General features: G+C 70.3%; 20 protein-coding genes. 8 read left to right on the forward strand and 12 right to left on the reverse strand.

The features are described 5' to 3' along the window. Positions 1-40 precede the first annotated feature (40 nt). From ACV22Z_RS12875 to ACV22Z_RS12890, 4 genes are read right to left on the reverse strand one after another with little or no spacing between them, the layout of a single operon-like run. Positions 41-1,303, reverse strand: coding sequence for an FAD-dependent oxidoreductase (locus ACV22Z_RS12875; RefSeq protein WP_448076674.1), 1,263 nt, complete (start codon positions 1,301-1,303; stop codon positions 41-43). Beyond that, on the reverse strand, positions 1,300-1,533 hold the full coding sequence (locus ACV22Z_RS12880) for a (2Fe-2S)-binding protein (protein WP_448076675.1): 234 nt from the start codon (positions 1,531-1,533) through the stop codon (positions 1,300-1,302). Before ACV22Z_RS12880 ends, ACV22Z_RS12875 begins: the two co-directional genes overlap by 4 nt. Further along, positions 1,530-2,663, reverse strand: a complete 1,134-nt coding sequence (locus ACV22Z_RS12885; protein ID WP_448076676.1) for an NAD(P)/FAD-dependent oxidoreductase — start codon at positions 2,661-2,663, stop codon at positions 1,530-1,532. The genes ACV22Z_RS12880 and ACV22Z_RS12885 overlap by 4 nt, the downstream gene beginning before the upstream one ends. After that, positions 2,660-3,592 (reverse strand): 4-hydroxyproline epimerase, encoded by a 933-nt coding sequence (locus ACV22Z_RS12890; RefSeq protein WP_448076677.1) that lies wholly within the window; start codon positions 3,590-3,592, stop codon positions 2,660-2,662. The genes ACV22Z_RS12885 and ACV22Z_RS12890 overlap by 4 nt, the downstream gene beginning before the upstream one ends. A 252-nt stretch (positions 3,593-3,844) precedes the next feature. Here ACV22Z_RS12890 and ACV22Z_RS12895 point away from each other — a divergent pair, with 252 nt between their 5' ends. The 5 genes from ACV22Z_RS12895 (at position 3,845) to ACV22Z_RS12915 (ending at position 10,329) form a co-directional block, all read left to right on the forward strand. After that, complete coding sequence (locus tag ACV22Z_RS12895; protein ID WP_448076678.1) at positions 3,845-4,765, forward strand: dihydrodipicolinate synthase family protein; 921 nt, start codon at positions 3,845-3,847, stop codon at positions 4,763-4,765. 287 nt (positions 4,766-5,052) lie between these two features. Further along, a complete protein-coding gene (locus tag ACV22Z_RS12900) occupies positions 5,053-6,678 on the forward strand; it encodes an APC family permease (protein ID WP_448076679.1) in 1,626 nt (541 codons plus the stop codon). A gap of 69 nt (positions 6,679-6,747) precedes the next feature. Continuing rightward, entirely contained in the window at positions 6,748-8,343 is a 1,596-nt protein-coding gene (locus ACV22Z_RS12905; protein WP_448076680.1) for an aldehyde dehydrogenase (NADP(+)), read from the forward strand. Continuing rightward, positions 8,336-9,355, forward strand: coding sequence for an Ldh family oxidoreductase (locus tag ACV22Z_RS12910; protein ID WP_448076681.1), 1,020 nt, complete (start codon positions 8,336-8,338; stop codon positions 9,353-9,355). The genes ACV22Z_RS12905 and ACV22Z_RS12910 overlap by 8 nt, the downstream gene beginning before the upstream one ends. Before the next feature lie 428 nt (positions 9,356-9,783). Beyond that, complete coding sequence (locus ACV22Z_RS12915) at positions 9,784-10,329, forward strand: cytochrome b (protein WP_448076682.1); 546 nt, start codon at positions 9,784-9,786, stop codon at positions 10,327-10,329. A 181-nt stretch (positions 10,330-10,510) separates the two neighbouring features. Here ACV22Z_RS12915 and ACV22Z_RS12920 read toward each other — a convergent pair whose 3' ends face one another. Together ACV22Z_RS12920 and ACV22Z_RS12925 are read right to left on the reverse strand one after the other, a co-directional pair. Continuing rightward, on the reverse strand, positions 10,511-11,317 hold the full coding sequence (locus tag ACV22Z_RS12920; RefSeq protein ID WP_448076683.1) for an SH3 domain-containing protein: 807 nt from the start codon (positions 11,315-11,317) through the stop codon (positions 10,511-10,513). Positions 11,318-11,383: 66 nt separating this feature from the next. Beyond that, a complete protein-coding gene (locus tag ACV22Z_RS12925; protein WP_448076684.1) occupies positions 11,384-11,821 on the reverse strand; it encodes a hypothetical protein in 438 nt (145 codons plus the stop codon). Positions 11,822-12,197: 376 nt separating this feature from the next. Here ACV22Z_RS12925 and ACV22Z_RS12930 point away from each other — a divergent pair, with 376 nt between their 5' ends. Then, entirely contained in the window at positions 12,198-13,733 is a 1,536-nt protein-coding gene (locus ACV22Z_RS12930; protein WP_448076685.1) for a sigma-70 family RNA polymerase sigma factor, read from the forward strand. Positions 13,734-13,870: 137 nt separating this feature from the next. Here the strand turns inward: ACV22Z_RS12930 and ACV22Z_RS12935 are convergent, their stop codons facing one another. After that, entirely contained in the window at positions 13,871-15,007 is a 1,137-nt protein-coding gene (locus tag ACV22Z_RS12935; RefSeq protein WP_448076686.1) for a CapA family protein, read from the reverse strand. Next, a complete protein-coding gene (locus ACV22Z_RS12940; protein ID WP_448076687.1) occupies positions 15,004-15,204 on the reverse strand; it encodes a DUF2905 domain-containing protein in 201 nt (66 codons plus the stop codon). The genes ACV22Z_RS12935 and ACV22Z_RS12940 overlap by 4 nt, the downstream gene beginning before the upstream one ends. Positions 15,205-15,437: 233 nt before the next feature. On the opposite strand from ACV22Z_RS12940, the gene ACV22Z_RS12945 reads away from it, so the two are divergent. Next, a complete protein-coding gene (locus ACV22Z_RS12945) occupies positions 15,438-16,316 on the forward strand; it encodes a helix-hairpin-helix domain-containing protein (protein WP_448076688.1) in 879 nt (292 codons plus the stop codon). 143 nt (positions 16,317-16,459) lie between these two features. Here ACV22Z_RS12945 and ACV22Z_RS12950 read toward each other — a convergent pair whose 3' ends face one another. Both ACV22Z_RS12950 and ACV22Z_RS12955 read right to left on the reverse strand, forming a co-directional pair. Further along, positions 16,460-16,816, reverse strand: coding sequence for an antibiotic biosynthesis monooxygenase family protein (locus tag ACV22Z_RS12950; protein ID WP_448076689.1), 357 nt, complete (start codon positions 16,814-16,816; stop codon positions 16,460-16,462). 44 nt (positions 16,817-16,860) lie between these two features. Beyond that, positions 16,861-17,490: a LysE family translocator gene (locus ACV22Z_RS12955; protein WP_448076690.1), complete on the reverse strand. Its 630-nt coding sequence runs from the start codon at positions 17,488-17,490 to the stop codon at positions 16,861-16,863. Between the two features lie 82 nt (positions 17,491-17,572). Here ACV22Z_RS12955 and ACV22Z_RS12960 point away from each other — a divergent pair, with 82 nt between their 5' ends. After that, entirely contained in the window at positions 17,573-18,901 is a 1,329-nt protein-coding gene (locus ACV22Z_RS12960) for an aminotransferase-like domain-containing protein (RefSeq protein WP_448076691.1), read from the forward strand. A 154-nt stretch (positions 18,902-19,055) separates the two neighbouring features. Here the strand turns inward: ACV22Z_RS12960 and ACV22Z_RS12965 are convergent, their stop codons facing one another. Both ACV22Z_RS12965 and ACV22Z_RS12970 read right to left on the reverse strand, forming a co-directional pair. Next, positions 19,056-19,676, reverse strand: a complete 621-nt coding sequence (locus ACV22Z_RS12965; protein ID WP_448076692.1) for an HAD family hydrolase — start codon at positions 19,674-19,676, stop codon at positions 19,056-19,058. A gap of 280 nt (positions 19,677-19,956) precedes the next feature. Then, entirely contained in the window at positions 19,957-20,391 is a 435-nt protein-coding gene (locus ACV22Z_RS12970; RefSeq protein ID WP_448076693.1) for a helix-turn-helix domain-containing protein, read from the reverse strand. Positions 20,392-20,474: the final 83 nt, after the last annotated feature.

The following is a 20,474-nucleotide window of genomic DNA, read 5'->3' on the forward strand; positions in this document are numbered from 1 at the left end:
TATGCCTCAGGCCCGGCGACCAGGCATCGCCGGGCCGCAGTCAACCATCGTTGCAAGTCCCATCCAGCAACAACGTCCCCACCCGCGCCGGCACGAGCGGCGGACGCGGCACGGGCGGCGTCCAGCCGAACAGTGCCTGCGCGGCCGCGCCGCACACGCGCCCCTGGCACGCGCCCATCCCGCAGCGCGATTGCAGTTTCGCGGCCGTCCAGCCGGCCTCGTTCGCAAGCGCGTCGTAGCGCACATCCTCGCAGCGGCAGACGAGCGTATCGGGCCGCGCGAGCTTGCGGACCGGCTCGCGGATCGCAAAGCGCTGCCGCACCGCGTCCGCGAACGCCTGCCACTGCGCGCGCCGCTCGGCCAGTTCGGCGAGCCGCGCGGTTTGCCCGGTGGCCGCGCACCCGGCGATTTCCCCTTCGACCATCGCCAGCTCGCTGCCGCCGACGCCCGTGCATTCGCCGGCCGCGAAGTGCCCGGCGCGGCTCGTGCGCTGGTGTGCGTCGACCGCCACCGCGCCGTTCTCGATCCGGCAGCCGAGATGGCTCGGCAGCGCGGTGTTCGGCACGAGACCGAAGCCGCACGCGAGCCGGTCACAGTCGACGTCGAATTCGCGGCCGCGCTGCCGGATCCGCACGCCTTCGAGCCGCTTGTCGCCGAATGCCTCGACGACGTGCGCATCCGCCCGATAGGCCGGCGTCATCAGCTTCGCCGCCTGCACGAGTTTCGACGGCCAGCGCCACAGCCCCACGCCGAAACCGAGCACGTCCGGCCATGCCGCCTGTTCGAGCACGTGCAGCACCTGCGCGCCACGCTCGCGCGCGGTCGCGGCGCTCGCGAGCAGCAGCGGCCCGCTGCCGGCGATCACGGTGCGTTGTCCACGCACGTCCAGGCCGTGCTTGATCAGCGCCTGCAGCCCGCCCGCGCCGGTGACACCCGGCAGCGTCCAGCCGGGGAACGGCAGCAGCAGTTCGCGCGCGCCGCAGCACAGGATCAGCGTCAGGTACTCGAGCAGCATCCCGCGTTCGTCGTCTTCCAGCAGCAGCACGCCCGGGCGCGATTCGGCGACGATGCGGGTCGCCGCGAGATACGTGACGTTCTGATGCCCCAGCACCTTCAAACGCGCGGCGGCGGCCGGCGGCGGCGCGACGCCCGGCCCCTGCCGCCATATCTGCCCGCCCGCGCGCGGATTGTCGTCGACGATCGCGACCGATGCGCCGCTTTGCAGCGCCGCCTGCGCGGCGGACAGCCCGGCCGGGCCCGCGCCGACGATCGCGACGTCGACGTTCAGAAGTTCATGTGTCATCGCGTGCGCTCCACCTGCATCCCGTCGCGGCACAGCGTCTGGCACGCGAGCCGGCGCCGGCCGTCGATCGTCATCCTGCACTCCTGGCAGATGCCCATTCCGCAAAACGGCGCGCGCGGCGCGCCCGTGCACGACATGCGCGTCGTGTCGTCGCCGCTCGACGCGACGGCGGCTGCAACGGTCACCCCGTCGGCCACCGTCAGCGCGCGGCCATCCAGATGAATGATCATGAGAGCACTCCGGCTGCATGGGGCCGGGACGTCGACAGGAAACGTCCCGGCAAATACGGTTCGGCGTCGATCGGCGGCCGCTCGCCGAACATCTGCGCGGCGACGAGCCGCGCGCTGCCCGGCGCGGTCGTCACGCCGAGCCCTTCGTGTCCGACCGCGAGCCACACGCCCGGCCGCGACGGATGTTCGCCGAGCAGCGGCAGGCCGTCCGGGCTCGCGGAACGGAAACCCGTCCACGCGCGGATACCATTCAGGTCGGCCAGCGCCGGCAGGTAGCCGACCGCGCGGCGCAGCAAGCGCGCGAGCACGGGCGGCTCGACACGCGGGTCTTCGGTATCGAACTGGCGCGACGAGCCGATCAGAAGCTGGCCGGTGGGCCGCGGCTGCACGTTGAACGCGACCGACGTGCCGTCGCTCGCATGCGCGCTCGCCGCGTAGCCGAGTTCGACGAGCTGGTGAGATACGCGCCCCGGATAACGGTCGGTGATCAGCAGGTGGCCTTTTTTCGGGCGCAGCGGCAGTTCGGGCAGCAACGTCCGTGCTGCGACGCCGTTCGCGACGATCACGCGCTCCGCGCGCAGCATTTCGCCGTTCGCGAGCTTCACGCGCGGTCCGCCGACCTCGACCACCCGATCGCGGCGCAACGTGATGCCCGGCGCACGCTGAATCAGCCAGCTCGCGGTCACGGGCGCGTAGAGGATGCCGTCGCCGGGGATCTTCAGCGCGCCGCCGAGCCCGGGCCGCAGCATCGGTTCGAGCGCGGCGAGCGCCGCGCCGCCGATCAGCTCTCCCGCCACGCCATGCGCGGCGAGCGCCGCCTGCTTCGCGCGCGCGAGGTCCATCTCGTTCGCATCGGCCGCGAGCCACAGCGTGCCGCAGTTGCGATACGCGCAGCCGTCCGGCATCTGCGCGCTCAGCGAGCGCCACAGTTCGATCGAGTAATGGCTCAGCGCGAGCTCGGCGGCGTTGTCGTCCATCGCGACGAGGTGCCCCATGCCCGCGCCGGTCGCGCCGCCGCTCGCGTCGTCAAACACGAGCACGCGCAGCCCGCGCTGCGCGAGTTCGTGCGCGCATGCCGCGCCGACGATGCCGGCGCCGATCACGATGACGTCGGTCCGCACGTCGCTCACGACCCGATGCCCCAGGCGAACGGATCGTCTTCCTCGATCAGCAGCGTCGCTTCCGCGCTCAGGTGCGCGCTGCCGCGGATCGTCGGCACGATCCCGCCTTCGGTTATCGCGTAGCTCGCGTGGAACACGCTGCCGATCACGCTTGCCTGCCGCCACACGGCGCCCGGCGCGAGCTTGCCGTCCGCGGCGAGGCACGCGAGCTTCGCGCTCGTGCCGGTGCCGCACGGCGAACGGTCGTATGCGAGGCCCGGGCACAGCACGAAGCTGCGGCTGTCGTGTTCGGGATCGTCGGCGAACAGCTCGATGTGGTCGATTTCGCCGCCGTTCGCGCCGGTGACGCCCGCGCGTTCGAGCCCCTCGCGCACCGCGGACGCATACGCGGTCAGTGCCGCGACGTTGTCGCCGGCGACGCGCTGGCCGTGGTCGCTGATCAGGAAGAACCAGTTGCCGCCCCACGCGATATCGCCCTTCACGGGGCCGTGGCCCGGCACGTCGACGACGACGTCCTTCGCATGGCGATACGCGGGCACGTTGCGCACGCTGACCGACAGGTCGTCGTGCAGCGTCGCCTCGACGGTGCCGACCGGCGTCTCGATCCTGTGGACGCCGGGCTGGATGCGCCCCATGTGATGCAGCGTGCGCACGACGCCGATCGTGCCGTGTCCGCACATGCCGAGATAGCCGGAGTTGTTGAAGAAGATCACGCCGGCGGCCGCATCGGGCGCGACCGGCTCGCACAGCAGCGCGCCGACCATCACGTCGCTGCCGCGCGGCTCGAGGATGCAGGCCGTGCGGTAGCGGTCGTGCTCACGTGCGAGCACATCGCGCCGCTCGGCCATCGAGCCGCTGCCGAGCGCAGGAAAACCGGACACGACGAGCCGCGTGGGTTCGCCGCCCGTATGCGAATCGATGATCTGGATGCGCTTCATCTTGTGTCGTCCGAGAGTGGGGAAAGGAGCACAGCTTCCTCCGTCGCGCGTCCGCCCGCTTGTGGGTTTTCGATAAGGACGACGACGAAATCGGCATAGTGCGCGGCGCCTTCCGCGGACCTTTCGACGACTGTGCCGATTTCGTCATTTTGCTCCGGGAAACGACTCAAGCGCGACGGGCGTTTGCGCGGCGATACTGGTCACCACACCGACGCCCCTGTCGGCCGACCGATACAAACGTAGGAGATTTCAGTGAGCCGAAACGCCATTCAGTGGACCGGGGTTTTCCCGGCCGTCAGCACCCAGTTCAAGCCGGACTTTTCCCTCGACATCGACGCCACACACCGCGTGGTGAAGAACCTGGTGAACGACGGCGTGTCGGGCCTCGTCGTCTGCGGCACGGTCGGCGAGAACACGTCGCTGTCCACGTCGGAAAAGCTCCAGGTGATCGAGGCGGCCCGCGACGCGGCCGGCGGCAGGGTGCCGGTGATCGCCGGCATCGCCGAATTCACGACCGAGTTCGCGCGCAACACCGTGCGTGAAGCGCAGCGCGTCGGCGTCGACGGCGTGATGGTGATGCCCGCGCTCGTTTATTCGGCGAAGCCGCACGAGACCGCCGCACACTTCCGCGCGGTCGCGACGAGCACCGACCTGCCGGTGATGGTCTACAACAACCCGCCGATCTACAAGAACGACGTGACGCCGGACGTGCTGATCGCGCTGCAGGACTGCGAGAACATCGTCTGCTTCAAGGATTCGTCGGGCGATACGCGCCGCTTCATCGACCTGCGCAACGCGGTCGGCGACCGCTTCGTGCTGTTCGCGGGCCTCGACGACGTCGTGGTCGAGAGCATCGCGGTCGGCGCCGAAGGCTGGGTGTCGGGCATGTCTAACGCGTTCCCGAAGGAAGGCGAGACGCTGTTCCGCCTCGCGAAGCAGAAGCGCTTCGACGAAGCGCTCGCGCTGTACCGCTGGTTCATGCCGCTGCTGCACCTCGACGCGCGCCCGGACCTCGTGCAGTGCATCAAGCTGTGCGAAGAGCTGGTCGGCCGCGGCAGCGCGGTTACCCGCCCGCCGCGCCTCGCGCTGCAAGGCGACACGCTCGCGGAAGTGAAGGCGATCGTCGCGAAGGCGCTCGAGAACCGCCCGACGCTGCCGGACGTCGGTCTCTGATCGACTTGCCGCCTGCGGCGGCGCGACGGCGATTCCGCCGCGCGCCGCCGCCATTCCCGGTCCGGCCCGGCCGGGCAGACTCACGCGCGCGCGCCGCCGCATCGACCGGGCGTCAATCCCCTGCCACCCGGCCGTGCACCGTCCCCCGCCCACCGTGCACGCAGTGAGCCGCCCGTCCCGCCCCGGTCGTTCGAACCGGGCGCCGCCGGCCGGCAGGCACGCGCCGCAGCTCCTCGGAGCGCGGTGCGATTTCCGCCTGTGCCGACATTCCCATAGGAGACAAGCCCATGCCAGGCCAAGGCAATGCACAACCGTCCGTGCCGCTTTCCCGTTCCGCGCACCCCGACGCGGGTCACGGCAAGTTCAAGAAACAGCTGTCGCTGACCGACCTCACGTTCATCGGTCTCGGCGCCATCTTTGGGTCGGGGTGGCTGTTCGCCGCAAGTCACGTGTCGACGATCGCGGGCCCGGCCGGCATCTTCTCGTGGCTGCTCGGCGGCTTCGCGGTGCTGCTGCTCGGCATCGTCTACTGCGAGCTCGGCGCCGCGCTGCCGCGCGCGGGCGGCGTCGTGCGCTATCCGGTGTTCTCGCATGGCCCGCTGCTCGGCTACCTGATGGGCTTCATCACGCTGATCGCCTTTTCGAGCCTGATCGCGATCGAAGTCGTCGCCGCGCGCCAGTACGCGGCCGCGTGGTTTCCGGGGCTCACGGTGGAAGGGTCGAGCGACCCGACCACGCTCGGCTGGCTCGTGCAGGCCGCCCTCCTCTGTTTCTTCTTCTACCTGAACTACTCGAGCGTGAAGACGTTCGCGAAGGCGAACAACATCATCAGCATCTTCAAGTTCGTCGTGCCGCTGTCGGTGATCGCGGTGCTGTTCACGTTCTTCAAGCCCGCGAACCTGACCGTGCACGGCTTCGCGCCATTCGGCATGCCGGGCATCGAGATGGCCGTGTCCGCGGGCGGCATCATCTTCGCGTATCTCGGGCTCACGCCGATCGTGTCGGTCGCGAGCGAGGTCCGCAATCCGCAGCGCACGATCCCGATCGCGCTGATCCTGTCGATCCTGCTGTCGACGCTGATCTACGTGCTGCTGCAGCTCGCGTTCATCGGCAGCATCCCGACCGACATGCTCGCCGGCGGCTGGCACGACATCAGCAAGGCGTTCACGCTGCCGTACCGCGACATCGCGCTCGCGCTCGGCGTCGGCTGGCTCGCGGTGATGGTCGTCGCCGACGCGATGATCTCGCCGAGCGGCTGCGGCAACATCTACATGAACGCGACGCCGCGTGTCGTCTACGGCTGGGCGAAGACGGGCACGTTCTTCAAGGTGTTCACGCGCGTCGACAAAGCATCCGGCATTCCGCGCGCGGGCCTGTGGCTCACCTTCGGCCTCGCGATCTTCTGGACGCTGCCGTTCCCGTCGTGGGAAGCACTGATCAACATCGTGTCGGCCGCGCTGGTGCTCAGCTATGCGGTCGCGCCCGTGTCGGTCGCAGCACTGCGCCGCACCGCGCCCGACCTGCCGCGGCCGTTCCGCGCGAGCGCATTCGGCATTACCGGCCCCGCGTCGTTCGTGATCGCCGCGCTGATCGTCTACTGGTCGGGCTGGAGCACCGTGTCCTGGCTGCTCGGGCTGCAGATCGTGATGTTCGTGATCTATCTCGCGTGCCGCCGCTGGGTGCCGACCGCGCACCTGAGCCTCGCCGAACAGGTGCGTTCGTCCGCGTGGCTGATCGCGTTCTATGCCGCGATGATCGTGCTGTCGTATTTCGGCGGCTTCGGCGGCACGGGCCAGCTCGCGCATCCGTACGACACGGTCGTCGTCGCGCTCGTCGCGCTCGTCATCTACTACTGGGGCGCGCATACCGGCGTGCCGTCCGCGAAGCTGCAGCTCGACGACGACGAGGGCTGACGCGCGCCGTCCCTTCCCCATTCCATCGGCCGGGCGTTGCGCCCGGCCCGCATTTTTTCGAGGAAAACCATGCAACTCACAGGTCAGCTTTTGATCGGCCAATCCGCCGTGACCGGCCGGAACGGCGAACTCCATGCGATCGCCGCCGCGACCGGCGAACGGCTCGAACCCGCGTTCGGCGGCGCGAGCCTGCATGATCTGGAGGCAGCCTGCGCGCTCGCCGACGACGCATTCGACACGTATCGCGACACGAGCCTCGATGCGCGCGCCGCGTTGCTCGACGCGATCGGCCGCAACATCATGGCGCTCGGCGACGCGCTGATCGAGCGCTGCGTCGCCGAGTCGGGGCTGCCTCGCGCACGCGTCGAAGGCGAGCGCGGCCGCACGGTCGGACAGCTCGGGCTGTTCGCGTCGATTGTGCGCGACGGCGGGTTCGTCGACGCGCGTATCGACCCCGCGCGCCCCGACCGCAAGCCGCTGCCGCGCGTCGACCTGCGCCTGCGCAACGTCGCACTCGGCCCGGTGGCCGTGTTCGGCGCGTCGAACTTCCCGCTCGCGTTTTCGGTCGCGGGCGGCGATACGGCGTCGGCGCTCGCGGCCGGCTGCCCGGTGATCGTCAAGGCGCATTCCGCGCATCCGGGCACGTCCGAATTCGTCGGACGCGCGATCCAGCAGGCCGTGCGCGAATGCGGGTTGCCGGACGGCGTGTTCTCGCTGCTGTTCGACGCGTCGCGCGAGATCGGTCAGGCGCTCGTTGCTGATCCGCGCATCAAGGCGGTCGGCTTCACGGGTTCGCGGCGCGGCGGCGTCGCGCTGATGCACATCGCGGCCGCGCGCCCCGAGCCGATTCCCGTCTATGCGGAAATGAGCTCGATCAATCCGGTGCTGCTGTTTCCCGCCGCGCTCGACGCGCGCCACACGACGATCGCGCCGCAGTTCGTCGGGTCGCTGACGCTCGGCGCCGGCCAGTTCTGCACGAATCCGGGCCTCGTGCTCGCCGTCGACGGCCCCGCGCTGCGCGCGTTCGAGGAAGCGGCGGCCGGCGCGATACGCACGGCACCCGCGCAGACGATGCTGACCCCGCATATCCACGCCAGCTACGTGCAGGGCGTCGCGGCGCTGCGCGACCATGCCGCCGTCGAGCTGCTCGCGCAAGGCGTCGAAGGCGCCCCCCTTCAGGCGCGCGCGGCGCTGCTGGCGACGTCGGCCGACGCATTCGTCGCACACCCCGAACTGCGCGACGAAGTGTTCGGCCCCGCTTCGCTGATCGTGCGCTGCCCGGACGCCGGCATGCTGCATCGCGTGCTGAAGTCGCTCGAAGGCCAGCTGACGATCGCCGCGCATCTCGCCGACGGCGACGCGCCGCTGTTCGCGACGCTGCTGCCGACGCTCGAACGCAAGGCCGGCCGCATCCTCGTCAACGGTTTCGGCACAGGCGTCGAGGTCGGTCATGCGATGGTGCACGGCGGCCCGTTCCCGGCGACGTCCGACACGCGCACGACCTCGGTCGGCGCGCGCGCGATCGAGCGCTTCCTGCGGCCGGTGTCGTATCAGGACGTGCCGGCCGCGCTGCTGCCCGCGGCAATCCGCGACGGCAATCCGCTGCACATCGCGCAGCGCATCGACGGCGTGCTGGTCCTGCCGAAGGAGGCGCGCGATGTCTGACGCGAACGAAGTCGTCCTGTCGCTCGACGACGTGCACGCGCTCGCGCTGCGCGTGCTGACCCGCCATGGCATGTCCGACGCGCATGCGCGCGCGATCGCGAACGTGATCACGCAAGGCCAGCGCGACGAATGCCATTCGCACGGCATCTACCGGCTGCTCGTCTGCGTGCGCTCGCTGCAGAAGGGCAAGGTCGATCCGCAGGCCGTGCCGACGCTGCGGCGGCTGTCGTCGTCGATCGTCGCGGTCGATGCGCATCGCGGCTTCTCGCTGCTGAGCTTCGAGACGGGCCTGCCGGTGCTCGTCGACATGGCGAAGCAGCATGGCATCGCGGCGATGGTGATCAACCAGTGCTATCACTTCTCCGCGCTGTGGCCGGAAGTCGAGGCGATCGCAGCCGAGGGCCTCGCCGGGATCGCGATGAACCCGAGCCATAGCTGGGTCGCGCCGGAGGGCGGCAACCGGCCCGTGTTCGGCACGAATCCGATCGCGTTCGCGTGGCCGCGTCCGGCCGGCGTGCCGTTCGTGTTCGATTTCGCGACGAGCGCGATCGCGCGCGGCGACATCGAACTGCACGCGAAGCAAGGCAAGCCGATTCCGCCGCACTGGGCGATCGATGCCGACGGCCAGCCGACCACCGATCCGAAGGCCGCGCTGCAAGGCGCGATGCGCACGTTCGGCGGTCACAAGGGCTCGGCGCTCGCGGCGATGGTTGAGCTGCTCGGCGGCGCGCTGATCGGCGACATGACGAGCCAGGAGTCGATGGCGTTCGACGAAGGCGTCGGCGCGACGCCGTGCCATGGCGAGCTTGTGATCGCGTTCGATCCGAAGGTGTTCCTCGGCGACGATCTCGACGCCGGGCTCGCGCGCGGCGAACGCATGCTCGAATCGATCGTCGCGCAAGGCGCGCGGCTGCCGTCGCAACGGCGCTTCGACGCCCGCGCGCGCAGCATCGCGCACGGCGTGCGCGTGCCGCGACTGTTGTATGAAGAAATCCAGACGCTGCTCGACTGATGGGTTCGCGCGTCGCCGGCCGGATGCATCGCCGGCCGACGACGCGCCGCGGATCGTTCCCCCCGACGGCCGAACGGGCCGGCTTCCTGCTTCCTGCATCCTGCTGCCGGCTCCCTGCTGCCCACTCCCCGCATGCCGCACCAGCACCAGCACCCAGCACCTGCACCCAGCACCTGCACTTGCACCGGCAGGCCGCGACCACACCGGCGCCCACACCTGCACCGGCAGGCCGCGCCCATACCCGCGCCCAAACCTGCACCGGCAGGCTGCGCCCACACACACACCCGCACCGGCAGGCCGCGCCCGCACTCGCTCCCTTACCTTAACGTTCCCATAAGGTTCGCGCGTCGATGATGGGCGTGTCCACGGCCCTGCCCTCGTTCCGAGCCGCGTCGGCCGCCGCCCCTCATTCGTCAGAAGAGTCCGCCATGTCCGATATTGCCCGTCAGACAGCCCCTCAGACAGCCCGTTACGACCAGCTGACCCGCCTGTTCCACTGGTGCATGGTGCTGCTGGTCGCCGCCCAGTTCGCGCTCGGCTGGACGATGCCTGACGTCCACGGCACCGCGCCGCCGCTCGGGCTCGTGCTGCTGCACGTCAATCTCGGCGTGTTGCTGCTGCTGATCGCGGTGCCGCGCCTGCTGTGGTCCGGCGCGCGCCGGCCGATCGCGCCGGTCGAACAGCACCCGGTGCTCGCGTTCGTCGCGAACGTCACGCACAAGCTGCTCTATGTGTCGCTGATCGCGGTGCCGCTGCTCGGCTGGCTGAACTCGAACGGCCGCACCTGGCAGATCGGCCTCGGCCACTGGCTGACGCTGCCGACGATCGCCGCGCCGCACTCGCTCGGCGCCTCGATCGGCGAGCTGCACAGCGCGTGGGCTACCGCACTCGCGATCCTGATCGGGCTGCACGCGTGCGCGGCGCTCGCGCATCGCTGGTTCATGAAGGACGACGTGCTGGCCCGGATGCTGTAACGCGCGGCTCCACGCGGAGTGATATCGCGCCCGTCCGGCGTCCGCCGCCGGCGGGTCGGGTCGCTCGCTTTCCGCCCGGCGCTGTCGGGCGCTTTTTCTGCGACGCCAGCCATTCGGGAATCCGGAACCGTCGGGCGCCCTTTCCGCTGCAAGCGCCCTGGTCAATCGGGAGCCGCAGGCATCATTCGTGCCTGAAATCGCCACCGCCGTGCGCGCCGCCACCACCGCCGCCACCCCCGCCACCTTGGCGGCCGCCGAAGCTGCCGCGTTCACCGCCGCCACCCTGACGGCCGGGAGGCGGCATCACGACGACTGCGCCGCCATTGGCCGGCGGCGCATGCATCACGGGGGCCGGCGCGCGCATGTTTCCGCCGGATTGCGGCATCGGCGCCGGTGTCGGCGTGCGAATCGCACCGTTCCAGCCGCCGCGCGTGGCCGATGGCCGAGCGTCATGGCCTTCATGCCCGCCGGGCTCACCCGGCCTGCCGCCCGCGCCGGGCACCGGGCGTCCCGGCATCGGCTCGCCGATCTGCGGATGGCCACGTCCCGGCGGGATGCCGCCCGGGCCAAGCCGCGGCTCCGCGTGGTGCATGAAGCGGTCGCGGTCATGGAAAAACGGCCGGTTGCGATAGAAATGATCCCAGTACGGCCCGATCGCGAACACGACGACCGGGAAGCCGAAGTAGGCCCCGTAGTCGAGCAGCGGCTCGTAGCCGCCCTGATACGGGTAGTCGAGCAGTCCCGCGTAGATCCAGCCGCGCAACCCCGGCAGCGCGACGTCGCACCACGTGTAGTCGCTGATGCAGCCGATCACGGACACCATCGTGTCCTCCGGAAGTTCCGCGACGAGTGGATAGTCCTCCGCCGGGCCGGCGCGCAGGTTCGCCGGCGCATTCGTGTACGCCGCGGTCTGCGCGTCCGCCACGCCCGGCAGTGTCAGCAGACCCAGCAGCGCGATGCAGATGGCTCGGGCGATCGTGTTTCTCATGATGCTCTCCTGCGCGGCGCGGGCGCACGCAGTGTCACCGCATGTCGCGCCGGCGCGGCCCGCGGCTCAGTGTCCATGTCCGCCACCGAAATGCCCGCCGCCCGTCGGCGGATGCCCGAAATGCCCGAAATGTCCGCCGCCACCGTGGCCGTGGAAGTGCCCTCGGCCGCCGAATCCGAAGCCTAAGCCAATCGCGACCGGAGGCCAGCAGCAGTCATACCAACCAGGGTAGTACGGCGGGTAGTAATACGGATACGGATAGGGATACGGATAGGGTGGCGGATAGACCGGCCCCGCATAGACGTCGGGCGCGACCGCGGCCGAAGCATCCGGCACCACAGCGGTACCTCCCGGCGCGGTCGTGCCGCCCGGCGCCTGCGCCACCGTGGCCGGCACGTAGTACGGCGGTGCGTAACCGTACGGCGGGCTCGTGTAATAGCAACCGCCGAGCGTCAGCGCAGCCGACGCGAATGCGGCGGACCTCAACGCGGAAATCGGGTTCATTTCGCGCTCCAGCCAGAACGGCGCCGCGCCAACCGGCGCATGCCTACATCTGTAGCTTACGTCTTGCGCACATTTCGGGACGTATGATCGGTTACTGTTTGTTTCATGCAACGAACGAAGCCGCGGCCGTTCCATGCGCACGCGGCAGGCCGCCCGGCGGGCACTGCGGCGCGCTTGCGGGACGTCCTGCATCCGGTTCGGCGCATGACGGAGCGCCCGGCATGCGGGTTTAGGACCATTGAAAGCTGCGCCACAGGCCTCAATCTGGTAGACATCAGGCATGCCGGCGCGAACGGGCGTCCGCGATTCCCCCGGCAGCCGGCCCCGGCGGACGCAAGCCCGCCGCAGCAGGAAAACGGCGCAAGCCGCCACCGACATGGATACACCAGGCCGCGCGCCACGCGCGGACGACTCCCCCGACACGATTGCCCGCCTGCTGGCGCTCGCCAGCGAACAGGGCTACCTGATTCACGCCGACCTGATCGACGCGCTGCCGGCCGGCTGCGATACCTCGGAAGCGCTCGACGCGGTGCGCGCCGCGCTCGCGGACCTCGGCATCGCCGTGCTCGACGAACGCCCGCAGCCTGCGCCGTTCGCCGCGCCGTTCACCGAGCCGGCAGCCGTCGACGTCGATCGCGACGCGCTCGACGAAGGCGGCGCGCTGCTCGACGACATCGCGCGCGGCGCGAGTGCGTCGACCGACCCGCTCGCCGTCTACCTGCACCGCATGCATGCGGTGCCGCTGCTGACGCGCGACGAGGAAATCGCACTCGCCCGCGAAATCGAAGCGGGCCGCCACCAGCTGCTGCATGCGCTCGCCGGCTGCCCGGCCGCCGCCGACGCACTGCTCGCGCACTTCAGCAGCATCGCCGCAACCAGCGACGACACCGATGCGCCCCCTGCCGTCACGCTGGCCACGCTGCGCAAGGCGGTCGCCGCGGTACGCCGCGCACTGCACGTCGACGGTTGCCAATCGGCAGGATACCGAAATGCGCAGTGCCGGCTCGCGGCACGGCTCGACACGATCGCCTGGCCGGCCGCTGGACTCGAGGCGGCCTGCCGGGTACTGCACGCGCTGGCCGCGTCGACGACGCACGGCGGCGCGACGCAGGATGCCGACCCGCCGCTGCTCGACACGGGCACGCGGCGCGCCCTTGCGGCCGCGCTGCGCGACGGCCAGCGCACGATGCACGATGCGACGCGCCGGATGCTCGAAGCGAACCTGCGCCTCGTGCTGTCGGTCGCCCGCAAGTATGCGAACCGCGGCGTCGACCTGTCCGACCTCGTCCAGGACGGCAGCATCGGCCTGCTGCGCGCGATCGAGAAATTCGAATACCGCCGCGGCTTCAAGTTCTCGACCTACGCAACCTGGTGGATCCGCCAGGCGGTCGCACGCGCGGTCGCCGAACGGGCACGGACGATCCGCCTGCCGGTGCACGTCGGCGATCAGGTCCACCGCGTGAAGCGCACCGCGCAGCGCCTGCACCAGCGCACCGGCCGCAAGGCGACGGCCGCACAGCTCGCAGCCGAAAGCGGGCTCACCGAGGACAAGCTGCGTTCGCTGCTGTCGCTGCCGGGCGAGCCGGTGTCGCTCGACACGCCGCTGCCCGATGCCGACACCGGGCTCGGCGAGATGATCGAGGATCGCGCGTCGCGCAGCCCGTTCGACACGCTCGCCGATGCGCGCCTGCGCGATTGCGTCGCCGCGCTGCTGAAGTCCGTGACGCCGGTCGAGGCCGACGTGCTGCGCCGGCGCTTCGGCATCGACGGCGCGGAGCCGGACACCTACGAGTCCATCGCGAAGCGGGCCGGGATGTCGCGCGAGCGCGTGCGCCAGATCGAACGGCGCGCGCTCGCGGCATTGCGCGAATCGGAGGCGGCCGAGGACGCGCATACGTTCCTCGATATGTAACGCGTGCATGCGGCGCGGAATCGGCGGCATGATCGTCGTCGGCATGCGGATCGGCGGTTCCGCGACCCTTGCACGCGTCGCGTCAGGTCTCGCACGGTCTCGTACGGTCTCTTCAGGTCTCTTCAGGTCTCATCACGTCAATCCCGCAATACGATCCGGCCCGCCCCGTCGATCCGCACGTGCGTGCCGAACACCGCGCTTTCGCGCTCGAGCGTTTCGGCCAGCCACGCGATGCCTTCCGCCGGCGCCCGACGCACGCTCAACTGACGGATCTGCATCGGCACCATGAACAGGTCGCCGAGCGCGCCGCTGCCCGTGTCCACGAGCGGGAAAACCATCAGCGCGAGATCGGGCCGCCACGCGCGATGGCCGGCGATCCCTTCGTAGTCGTTCAGGAAGTCGCCGCAACCGTACAGGATCAGCCGCCCGCGATACCGTTCGATGCCCCTGACGTGGTGCGACGAATGGCCGTACACGATGTCGACGCCGCCCGTGTCGATCAGCCCGTGCGCGAACGCGCGCTCGTCGGCGCTTGCCGCGTAGCCCCAGTTGCCGCCCCAGTGCAGCGAGACGACGTTCACGTCGCCGGCGGCGCGCCGCGCGTCCCCGAGACGGCGGCCGATCGCGTCGGCCCGCGCGGACGACAGGTCGGGCAGCACGTTGACGCCGCCCTGCGTCGCGCGCGCGGCCCAGCCATCGGGCACCCCGGCGCTCGCCGTCGCGAACGCGTCGACCCGCACCCGCGCGCCGTTTGCACACTCGACGACTGCAGGCGCGGCCGCCGCCGCCGCGTCGAGCCCCGCGCCGACCGTCGCGATGCCGGCCCGCGCGAGGGTCGCGCAGGTCTCGTCGAGGCCCGCGCGGCCCCAGTCCAGCGTGTGATTGTTCGCGAGCACGCAGCAATCGACCCGCGCGCGCAGCAGGCAGCCGACGTTGTCGGGGTGCATCCGGTACAGCACCGACTTGCCGGGCCAGCGGTCGTTGCTGGCGGTGACGGCCGTCTCGAGATTGACGATCCGCGCGTCGGGCTGCAAGCGCTCGAGTTCGGCAAGCGCATCGCCCCACGGATACGCTTCGTCGCGATGCGCGGGCAGCGGGCCGTTTTCCTGCTCGGCGAGCCGGACATAATCGCGCGCGGAACGGCATACGGGCTCGAACAGCCGCGGATCGCCCGGATGCGGCAGGATCTGGTCGATCCCGCGCCCCGTCATCACGTCGCCGCACAGGAACATCCTTACGCAGCCCGGCGGCCGAGCGCGTCGCGTGTCGTTCATCGCCGCAGCAGCCAGAACAGCACCGTCAGCACGACCGACAGCAGCACGCAGGTCGCGAGCGGAAAGTGGAAGCTGAATCCGTCGCGCACGATGTGGATGTCGCCCGGCAGCCGGCCGAACGGAATCCGGGCGAGCCAGCGCCAGCCGAGGCCCGCCGCGACCAGCAGCATTCCGCAGATCAAAAGCGCCCGTTGCATGGCAGCCCTCCTCGCCACCCTCCTGCATCACGTCCCGTACATAGCGTAACGCCACGCGGCACCCGTCGGGAATGCGCGCATGCTTGAAGTCGCACGATTAAGGGGCACGATCCTGTGCAACGTTTGCCATTGATGCGCATCAATTTCCTGCGCCCGGCCGCCGGGACAATTTCCGCAGGCCGGATCGACGCGGCACGCCGCGTCTTCCGTTTGCGTTCCTGCGCCTCCCCGCCATGCTGATGACCGCCAGTCGAACGTACGAGGAAAACCGGCAGATCGCGGGATGCCTGCGCGAGGCGTCGCAGCGCCTGTCGGATCAGGGCGCGAACCCGTATCGGGCCGGCGCGTATCGCGCGGCGGCCGACACCATCGACGGTCTCGACGACGACGTGCGGAGCCTGTTCGACGCGGGCGGCCTCGACGCGCTCGACGCGCTGCCGCACATCGGCACGGGCATTGCGCGAGCGATCGCGGAGCTGCTGGTCACCGGGCACTGGCGCCAGCTCGACCGGCTGCGCGGCGAAGTCGAACCGGCTTCCGCGTTCGAGTCGGTACCCGGCATCGGCCGCGAACTCGCGATGCGCATTCACGATACGCTGCACATCGATACGCTCGAGGATCTCGAGATCGCCGCGCGCAGCGGCCGGCTCGAAACGGTCGCGGGTGTCGGCCCGCGGCGCGCGGCGGGGATCCGCGCCGCGCTCGACGACATGCTGAGCCGCCGCCGGCGCTGGCACGGCCGCCCGCAGGGCGACGGCGTCGGCACCGAGCCGCCTGTCGAACTGCTGCTTCACATCGACCGCCTCTATCGCGCCGGGGCTGCCGCCGGCAAGCTGCCGACCATCGCCCCGAAGCGCCTGAACCCGGAAGGCACGGCCTGGCTGCCCGTGATGCACGAGACGCGGGGCGGCTGGCATTTCACCGCGCTGTTCTCGAACACCGGGCGCGCGCACGAACTCCGCCGCACGACCGACTGGGTCGTGCTCTACTTCTACGACGATACGCACGACGAACACCAGCGCACCGTCGTCACCGAGACGCATGGCGAACTGGCGGGCAAGCGTGTCGTTCGCGGCCGCGAAATGGAGTGCAGCGCGTATTACGCCGCTTGACCGGCGTCGGGGCGCGCAGGCGCTGTCGCGGACGGATCTGCGCCCGGCACGGCCGCCGGTTCAGTCGCCGGTTCAGTCGCCGGTTCAGTCGCCGGTTCAGTCGCCGGTTCAGTCGCCAGTTCAGTCGCCGGTTCAGCCACCGATTACGCCGCAGCTTCGCCGCGCCGCCGGCCAGCCGCTCGCGTGTCGGTGACGACATGCGCAAACGCCCCGTCGCCATACGCGCGCTCGACCTTCGACACGATCACGTGATAGCCGCCGTACCACTTGCGGTACTGGCGTTTCGCGTCGAGGTGCCGCGGGTCCGTCGCGAACGCGCGCAAGGACGCTTCGTCATGCCAGTAATAGGTCGCGTTGACCATGCTCCCGTCGGCCGAGCGCCACGATTCCGCACCCGCAAAACCCGGCAGGCTGACTGCGACGGCATCGATCGCCGCGCTCAACGCGCGAAACGTGTCGTCGATCTCGCCCGGCCGGTAAATAAAGGCTGCGATATACATTCGGTTTCCTTGTCGTTCCTGTTGACGATGGCTGCATGCGCCGCTCAAATCGGCCTCGACATCACCGCCAGCCGCACCGCGAGCAGCACGAGCACGGCGGCAAGCCCGCGCGACTGGATCGTCGCAGCACGCGCATGGCGCGACATCAGGCGCTGCACCGAGCCGCCCGCCGCGCCCAGCAGCAGGTGAAAGACCGTGCTGATCGCGGTCAGCACGCAGCCGAGTTCGATCAGCTGCATCGTGACCGCGCCATGGCGCGGCTCGACGAATTGCGGCAGGAACACCACGAAGAACAGCAGCGCCTTCGGATTCAGCAGGCTGTTCAGCATCGCCCGCCACGCGACCGACGTCAGCGACCGCTGCGGCGCGCCGGCGGTGCCGAGGCGCCCCGGCCGCCGCAGCGCGTTGAACGCCATCCACAGCAGGTACACGGCGCCCGCGTAGCGGATCACGTCGAACGAAGGCGGCCACGCGTTGACGGCCGCCGTGATGCCCGTGGCCGTCAGCGCCGTCAGGATCAGGTCCGCGACGCCGATGCCGAGCGCGGCCGCCGCGCCGCCGCGCACGCCGTACGTGACGCCGTGCGCGAGCACGAACGTCATGTTCGGCCCCGGCGACAGAAGCAGCAGCATCACCGCCGCGGAAAAAATCGAGAGCGTCGTCAGTCCGATCATGGTGGTCCAGGTTTGCGTGAGCGATGCCGGCAGCGTAATCTTCCGATTCGATACAAACAAAGAATTGTTCCAGATACAAACGATGCGCGAACCCCGTTACCAGCCGATCGTCGACGACTTCGCCGCGCAGATCCGCGCGGGACGGCTCGCGCCCGGCGTCCAGCTCCCGACCGTGCGCGCGCTGATGAAGCAGCACGGCATCGCGCTCGCGACCGCCGCGCGCGTCTATGCGGAACTCGAGGCAGTCGGCCTCGTCGTCGGCGAGACCGGGCGCGGCACGTTCGTCCGCGATACGTCGCTGCCGCGCGGCCTCGGCCTCGAGCAGCAGCCGGCCCGCACCGGCGCGATCGACCTGACCTTCAACTATCCGTCGCTGCCCGGACAGGTCGAGCTGCTGCGCAACGGGCTGCGCGCGCTCGCCGCATCGGGCGATCTCGACGCGCTGCTGCATTCGGCGCCGCAAGGCGGGCGGCCGCACGAACGGCAGGCCGTCGCACGCCATCTTCGGAACCGCGGCATTCGCGTGCCCGGCGAGCAGGTGCTGATCGTCAACGGCGCGCAGCAGGGTCTTGCGGTCGGCGCGATGGCGTTGCTGCAGCCCGGCGACGTCGTCGCCGTCGACACGCTGACCTACCCGGGGATGAAGGCACTCGCCCACGCGCACCGGCTCGAACTCGCGCCGGTGCCGGCGCGCGCCGGCGGCGGCATGGATCTCGACCGGCTCGCGGCGCTGTGCCGCAAGCGCCCCGTGCGGGCCGTCTACACGATGCCGACGCTGCACAATCCGCTCGGCACGGTGATGGACGAGCCGGAACGCGTGCGGCTCGCGGCGCTGGCGGAACGGCACGACCTGCTGATCATCGAGGACGGCGCGTATGCATTCCTCGCCGAGCCTGCGCCGAAGCCGGTGTTCACGCATGCGCCGGAGCGCACGCTGTATGTGTCGGGGCTGTCGAAGAGCGTCGCGTCCGGGTTGCGGCTCGGCTTCGTCGCGGCGCCGCCGCGCTGGGTGCCCGCGCTCGAGCGCGCGATCCGCGTGTCGACATGGAATACGCCGTCGCTGACGGTTGCGCTCGCTTGCCAGTGGATCGACCAGGGCGTCGTCGATACGCTCGAGGAACAGAAACGCCGCGATGCGCGGCGCCGGCAGAAGCTCGCGCGGCGGGTGCTGCACGGCGCCGCGCTGCTCGCGCACCCGTCGTCGTATTACCTGTGGCTCACGCTGCCCGACCATCTGCGCGCCGACGACGTCGCGGCTGCGCTCGAGCGGGACCGCGTGCTCGTCACGACCGCCGAGCCGTTCGCGACGACCGCCAGCGTCCCGCAGGCGCTGCGGATTGCGCTCGGCTCGATTGCGATGGACGCGCTCGACGCGGCGTTGCGGTGCGTCCGGCGCGCGGTGATCGGCTGACGCGACGGCGTGACGGCGCGACGGTGTGACGGCGCGACGGTGTGACGGTGTGACGGTGTGACGGTGTGACGGTGTGACGGTGTGACGGCGCGACGGTGTGACGGTGTGACGGTGTGACCGTGTGACTGCATGACGCCGCAGCGAGCTCACCCCTTCACGGCAGAATCACGCCGCGTGCCCGCAGTTCGTCCGCGAGCGATGACGCGTCGACGAAGCGATAGCCGAGCAGCCCCGCATCGACCGCGCCGGCGACGTTCGCGTCGGTGTCGTCGATGAACAGCGTGGCGCCCGGCCGCGTTCCGAGCTGCCCGACGCAGCCGAGATACGCCTGTGCGGCCGGCTTGACCGCGCCGAACGATGCCGATGCGTACACGTGCGTGCCGAACAGGCGCGCGACCGGCGGATTGAGATAGTCGAGATGATCGGTGACGAGGCGGCTGTTGTTCGTGAGCACCGCGATCGGGTGCCGCTCGGCCACTTGCTCGGCGAGCGCGAGCGTGTCGGCGTTCGGCGTGATCGACGCGTGGCGCGAGTCGAGCCACGCGTCGCGGCTGACATGGCAGTTCAGCAGGGTGCCGAGCGCTTGCAGATACGCGTCCGGCGTGATCTCGCCGGCATCGGCGCGCGCTTCGAGACCGGATTCCCAGATCGCGTAGCGGATCAGGTCGGGCGGCCGACCCGTCAGCACCGCGAGACGCGCGACCCGCGCCGCACGATCGTAGTGCGTCAGCACCCCTTCCATATCGAACAGCACCCACGCGATCGGCAAGTTCATGGTGCCCCCTCGGGTCGGACAGCGATCGGACGAAACCGCCGCGCGGCGGCCGGCTCATCGCGCCATTGTGCCTCGGCGGCCGGCCGTTTCGGCAGGTGCGCGTAGCCCGCGCGAGCAACGCGGTGTGGGCCCCCGCCCCACGCGCCACTGTGAACGACAGCCGCGCGACCGTTGCCCGCGTCACTTCGTCCGCAGCGCATCGCAGGCCACACTGCGCCGGCACACGTCGCCGATCGCGTGTTGCCGGCCGCACCCGATCACACACGCCGCGGCGCCGCGTTCAGGCGTCGTCCGTACCGGCCGGCTTCGCGCGACGCGCGGCGTGACGATGCCCGGCGATGCGCAGCAGCTTCTGGAACGACGGGCATTGCAGATGGCTCGGCGCGGGGCAGACCGCCGCGTGCCGCAACGCGTCGCGCACCGCGCCGAGCTGGCGGATCGTGCGATCGAGTTCGTCGGCCTTCGCGTCGAGCTTCGCGCGATCGATCGCGGGCTCGCCGCCCGTGCCGAGCATCGCGCCGATCTCGTCGAGCGAGAACCCGGCCTCGCGGCCGAGCGCGATCAGCGCGAGCCGCTGCAGCACGTCCTGGCCGTACTGCCGCCGCAGGCCGCGACGCCCGCTCGACACGATCAGTCCCTTCTCCTCGTAGTAACGCAGCGTTGAGGCGGGCAATCCCGCGTGACGCGCGACATCGGCGATATCCAGGCTGCCCATGCTTGACCTCAAGTGAACTTGAAGCAGCAAGATAGCCGCTCGATCCCATTGAAACAAGCCAGAGCCGAGATGAATCCGATTCG

The sequence above is a fragment of the Burkholderia sp. PU8-34 genome (assembly GCF_053427725.1).

Bases quoted from the DNA above. Each gene is read 5' to 3' on its own strand.
- ACV22Z_RS12935 (WP_448076686.1), bottom strand. From the start codon at position 15,007: ATGAACGACACGCGACGCGCTCGGCCGCCGGGCTGCGTAAGGATGTTC.
- ACV22Z_RS12930 (WP_448076685.1), top strand. From the start codon at position 12,198: ATGGATACACCAGGCCGCGCGCCACGCGCGGACGACTCCCCCGACACG.
- ACV22Z_RS12955 (WP_448076690.1), bottom strand. From the start codon at position 17,490: ATGATCGGACTGACGACGCTCTCGATTTTTTCCGCGGCGGTGATGCTG.
- ACV22Z_RS12905 (WP_448076680.1), top strand. From the start codon at position 6,748: ATGCAACTCACAGGTCAGCTTTTGATCGGCCAATCCGCCGTGACCGGC.
- ACV22Z_RS12915 (WP_448076682.1), top strand. From the start codon at position 9,784: ATGTCCGATATTGCCCGTCAGACAGCCCCTCAGACAGCCCGTTACGAC.
- ACV22Z_RS12925 (WP_448076684.1), bottom strand. From the start codon at position 11,821: ATGAACCCGATTTCCGCGTTGAGGTCCGCCGCATTCGCGTCGGCTGCG.
- ACV22Z_RS12960 (WP_448076691.1), top strand. From the start codon at position 17,573: ATGCGCGAACCCCGTTACCAGCCGATCGTCGACGACTTCGCCGCGCAG.
- ACV22Z_RS12970 (WP_448076693.1), bottom strand. From the start codon at position 20,391: ATGGGCAGCCTGGATATCGCCGATGTCGCGCGTCACGCGGGATTGCCC.
- ACV22Z_RS12950 (WP_448076689.1), bottom strand. From the start codon at position 16,816: ATGTATATCGCAGCCTTTATTTACCGGCCGGGCGAGATCGACGACACG.
- ACV22Z_RS12910 (WP_448076681.1), top strand. From the start codon at position 8,336: ATGTCTGACGCGAACGAAGTCGTCCTGTCGCTCGACGACGTGCACGCG.
- ACV22Z_RS12890 (WP_448076677.1), bottom strand. From the start codon at position 3,592: ATGAAGCGCATCCAGATCATCGATTCGCATACGGGCGGCGAACCCACG.
- ACV22Z_RS12965 (WP_448076692.1), bottom strand. From the start codon at position 19,676: ATGAACTTGCCGATCGCGTGGGTGCTGTTCGATATGGAAGGGGTGCTG.
- ACV22Z_RS12875 (WP_448076674.1), bottom strand. From the start codon at position 1,303: ATGACACATGAACTTCTGAACGTCGACGTCGCGATCGTCGGCGCGGGC.
- ACV22Z_RS12945 (WP_448076688.1), top strand. From the start codon at position 15,438: ATGCTGATGACCGCCAGTCGAACGTACGAGGAAAACCGGCAGATCGCG.
- ACV22Z_RS12940 (WP_448076687.1), bottom strand. From the start codon at position 15,204: ATGCAACGGGCGCTTTTGATCTGCGGAATGCTGCTGGTCGCGGCGGGC.
- ACV22Z_RS12900 (WP_448076679.1), top strand. From the start codon at position 5,053: ATGCCAGGCCAAGGCAATGCACAACCGTCCGTGCCGCTTTCCCGTTCC.
- ACV22Z_RS12920 (WP_448076683.1), bottom strand. From the start codon at position 11,317: ATGAGAAACACGATCGCCCGAGCCATCTGCATCGCGCTGCTGGGTCTG.
- ACV22Z_RS12880 (WP_448076675.1), bottom strand. From the start codon at position 1,533: ATGATCATTCATCTGGATGGCCGCGCGCTGACGGTGGCCGACGGGGTG.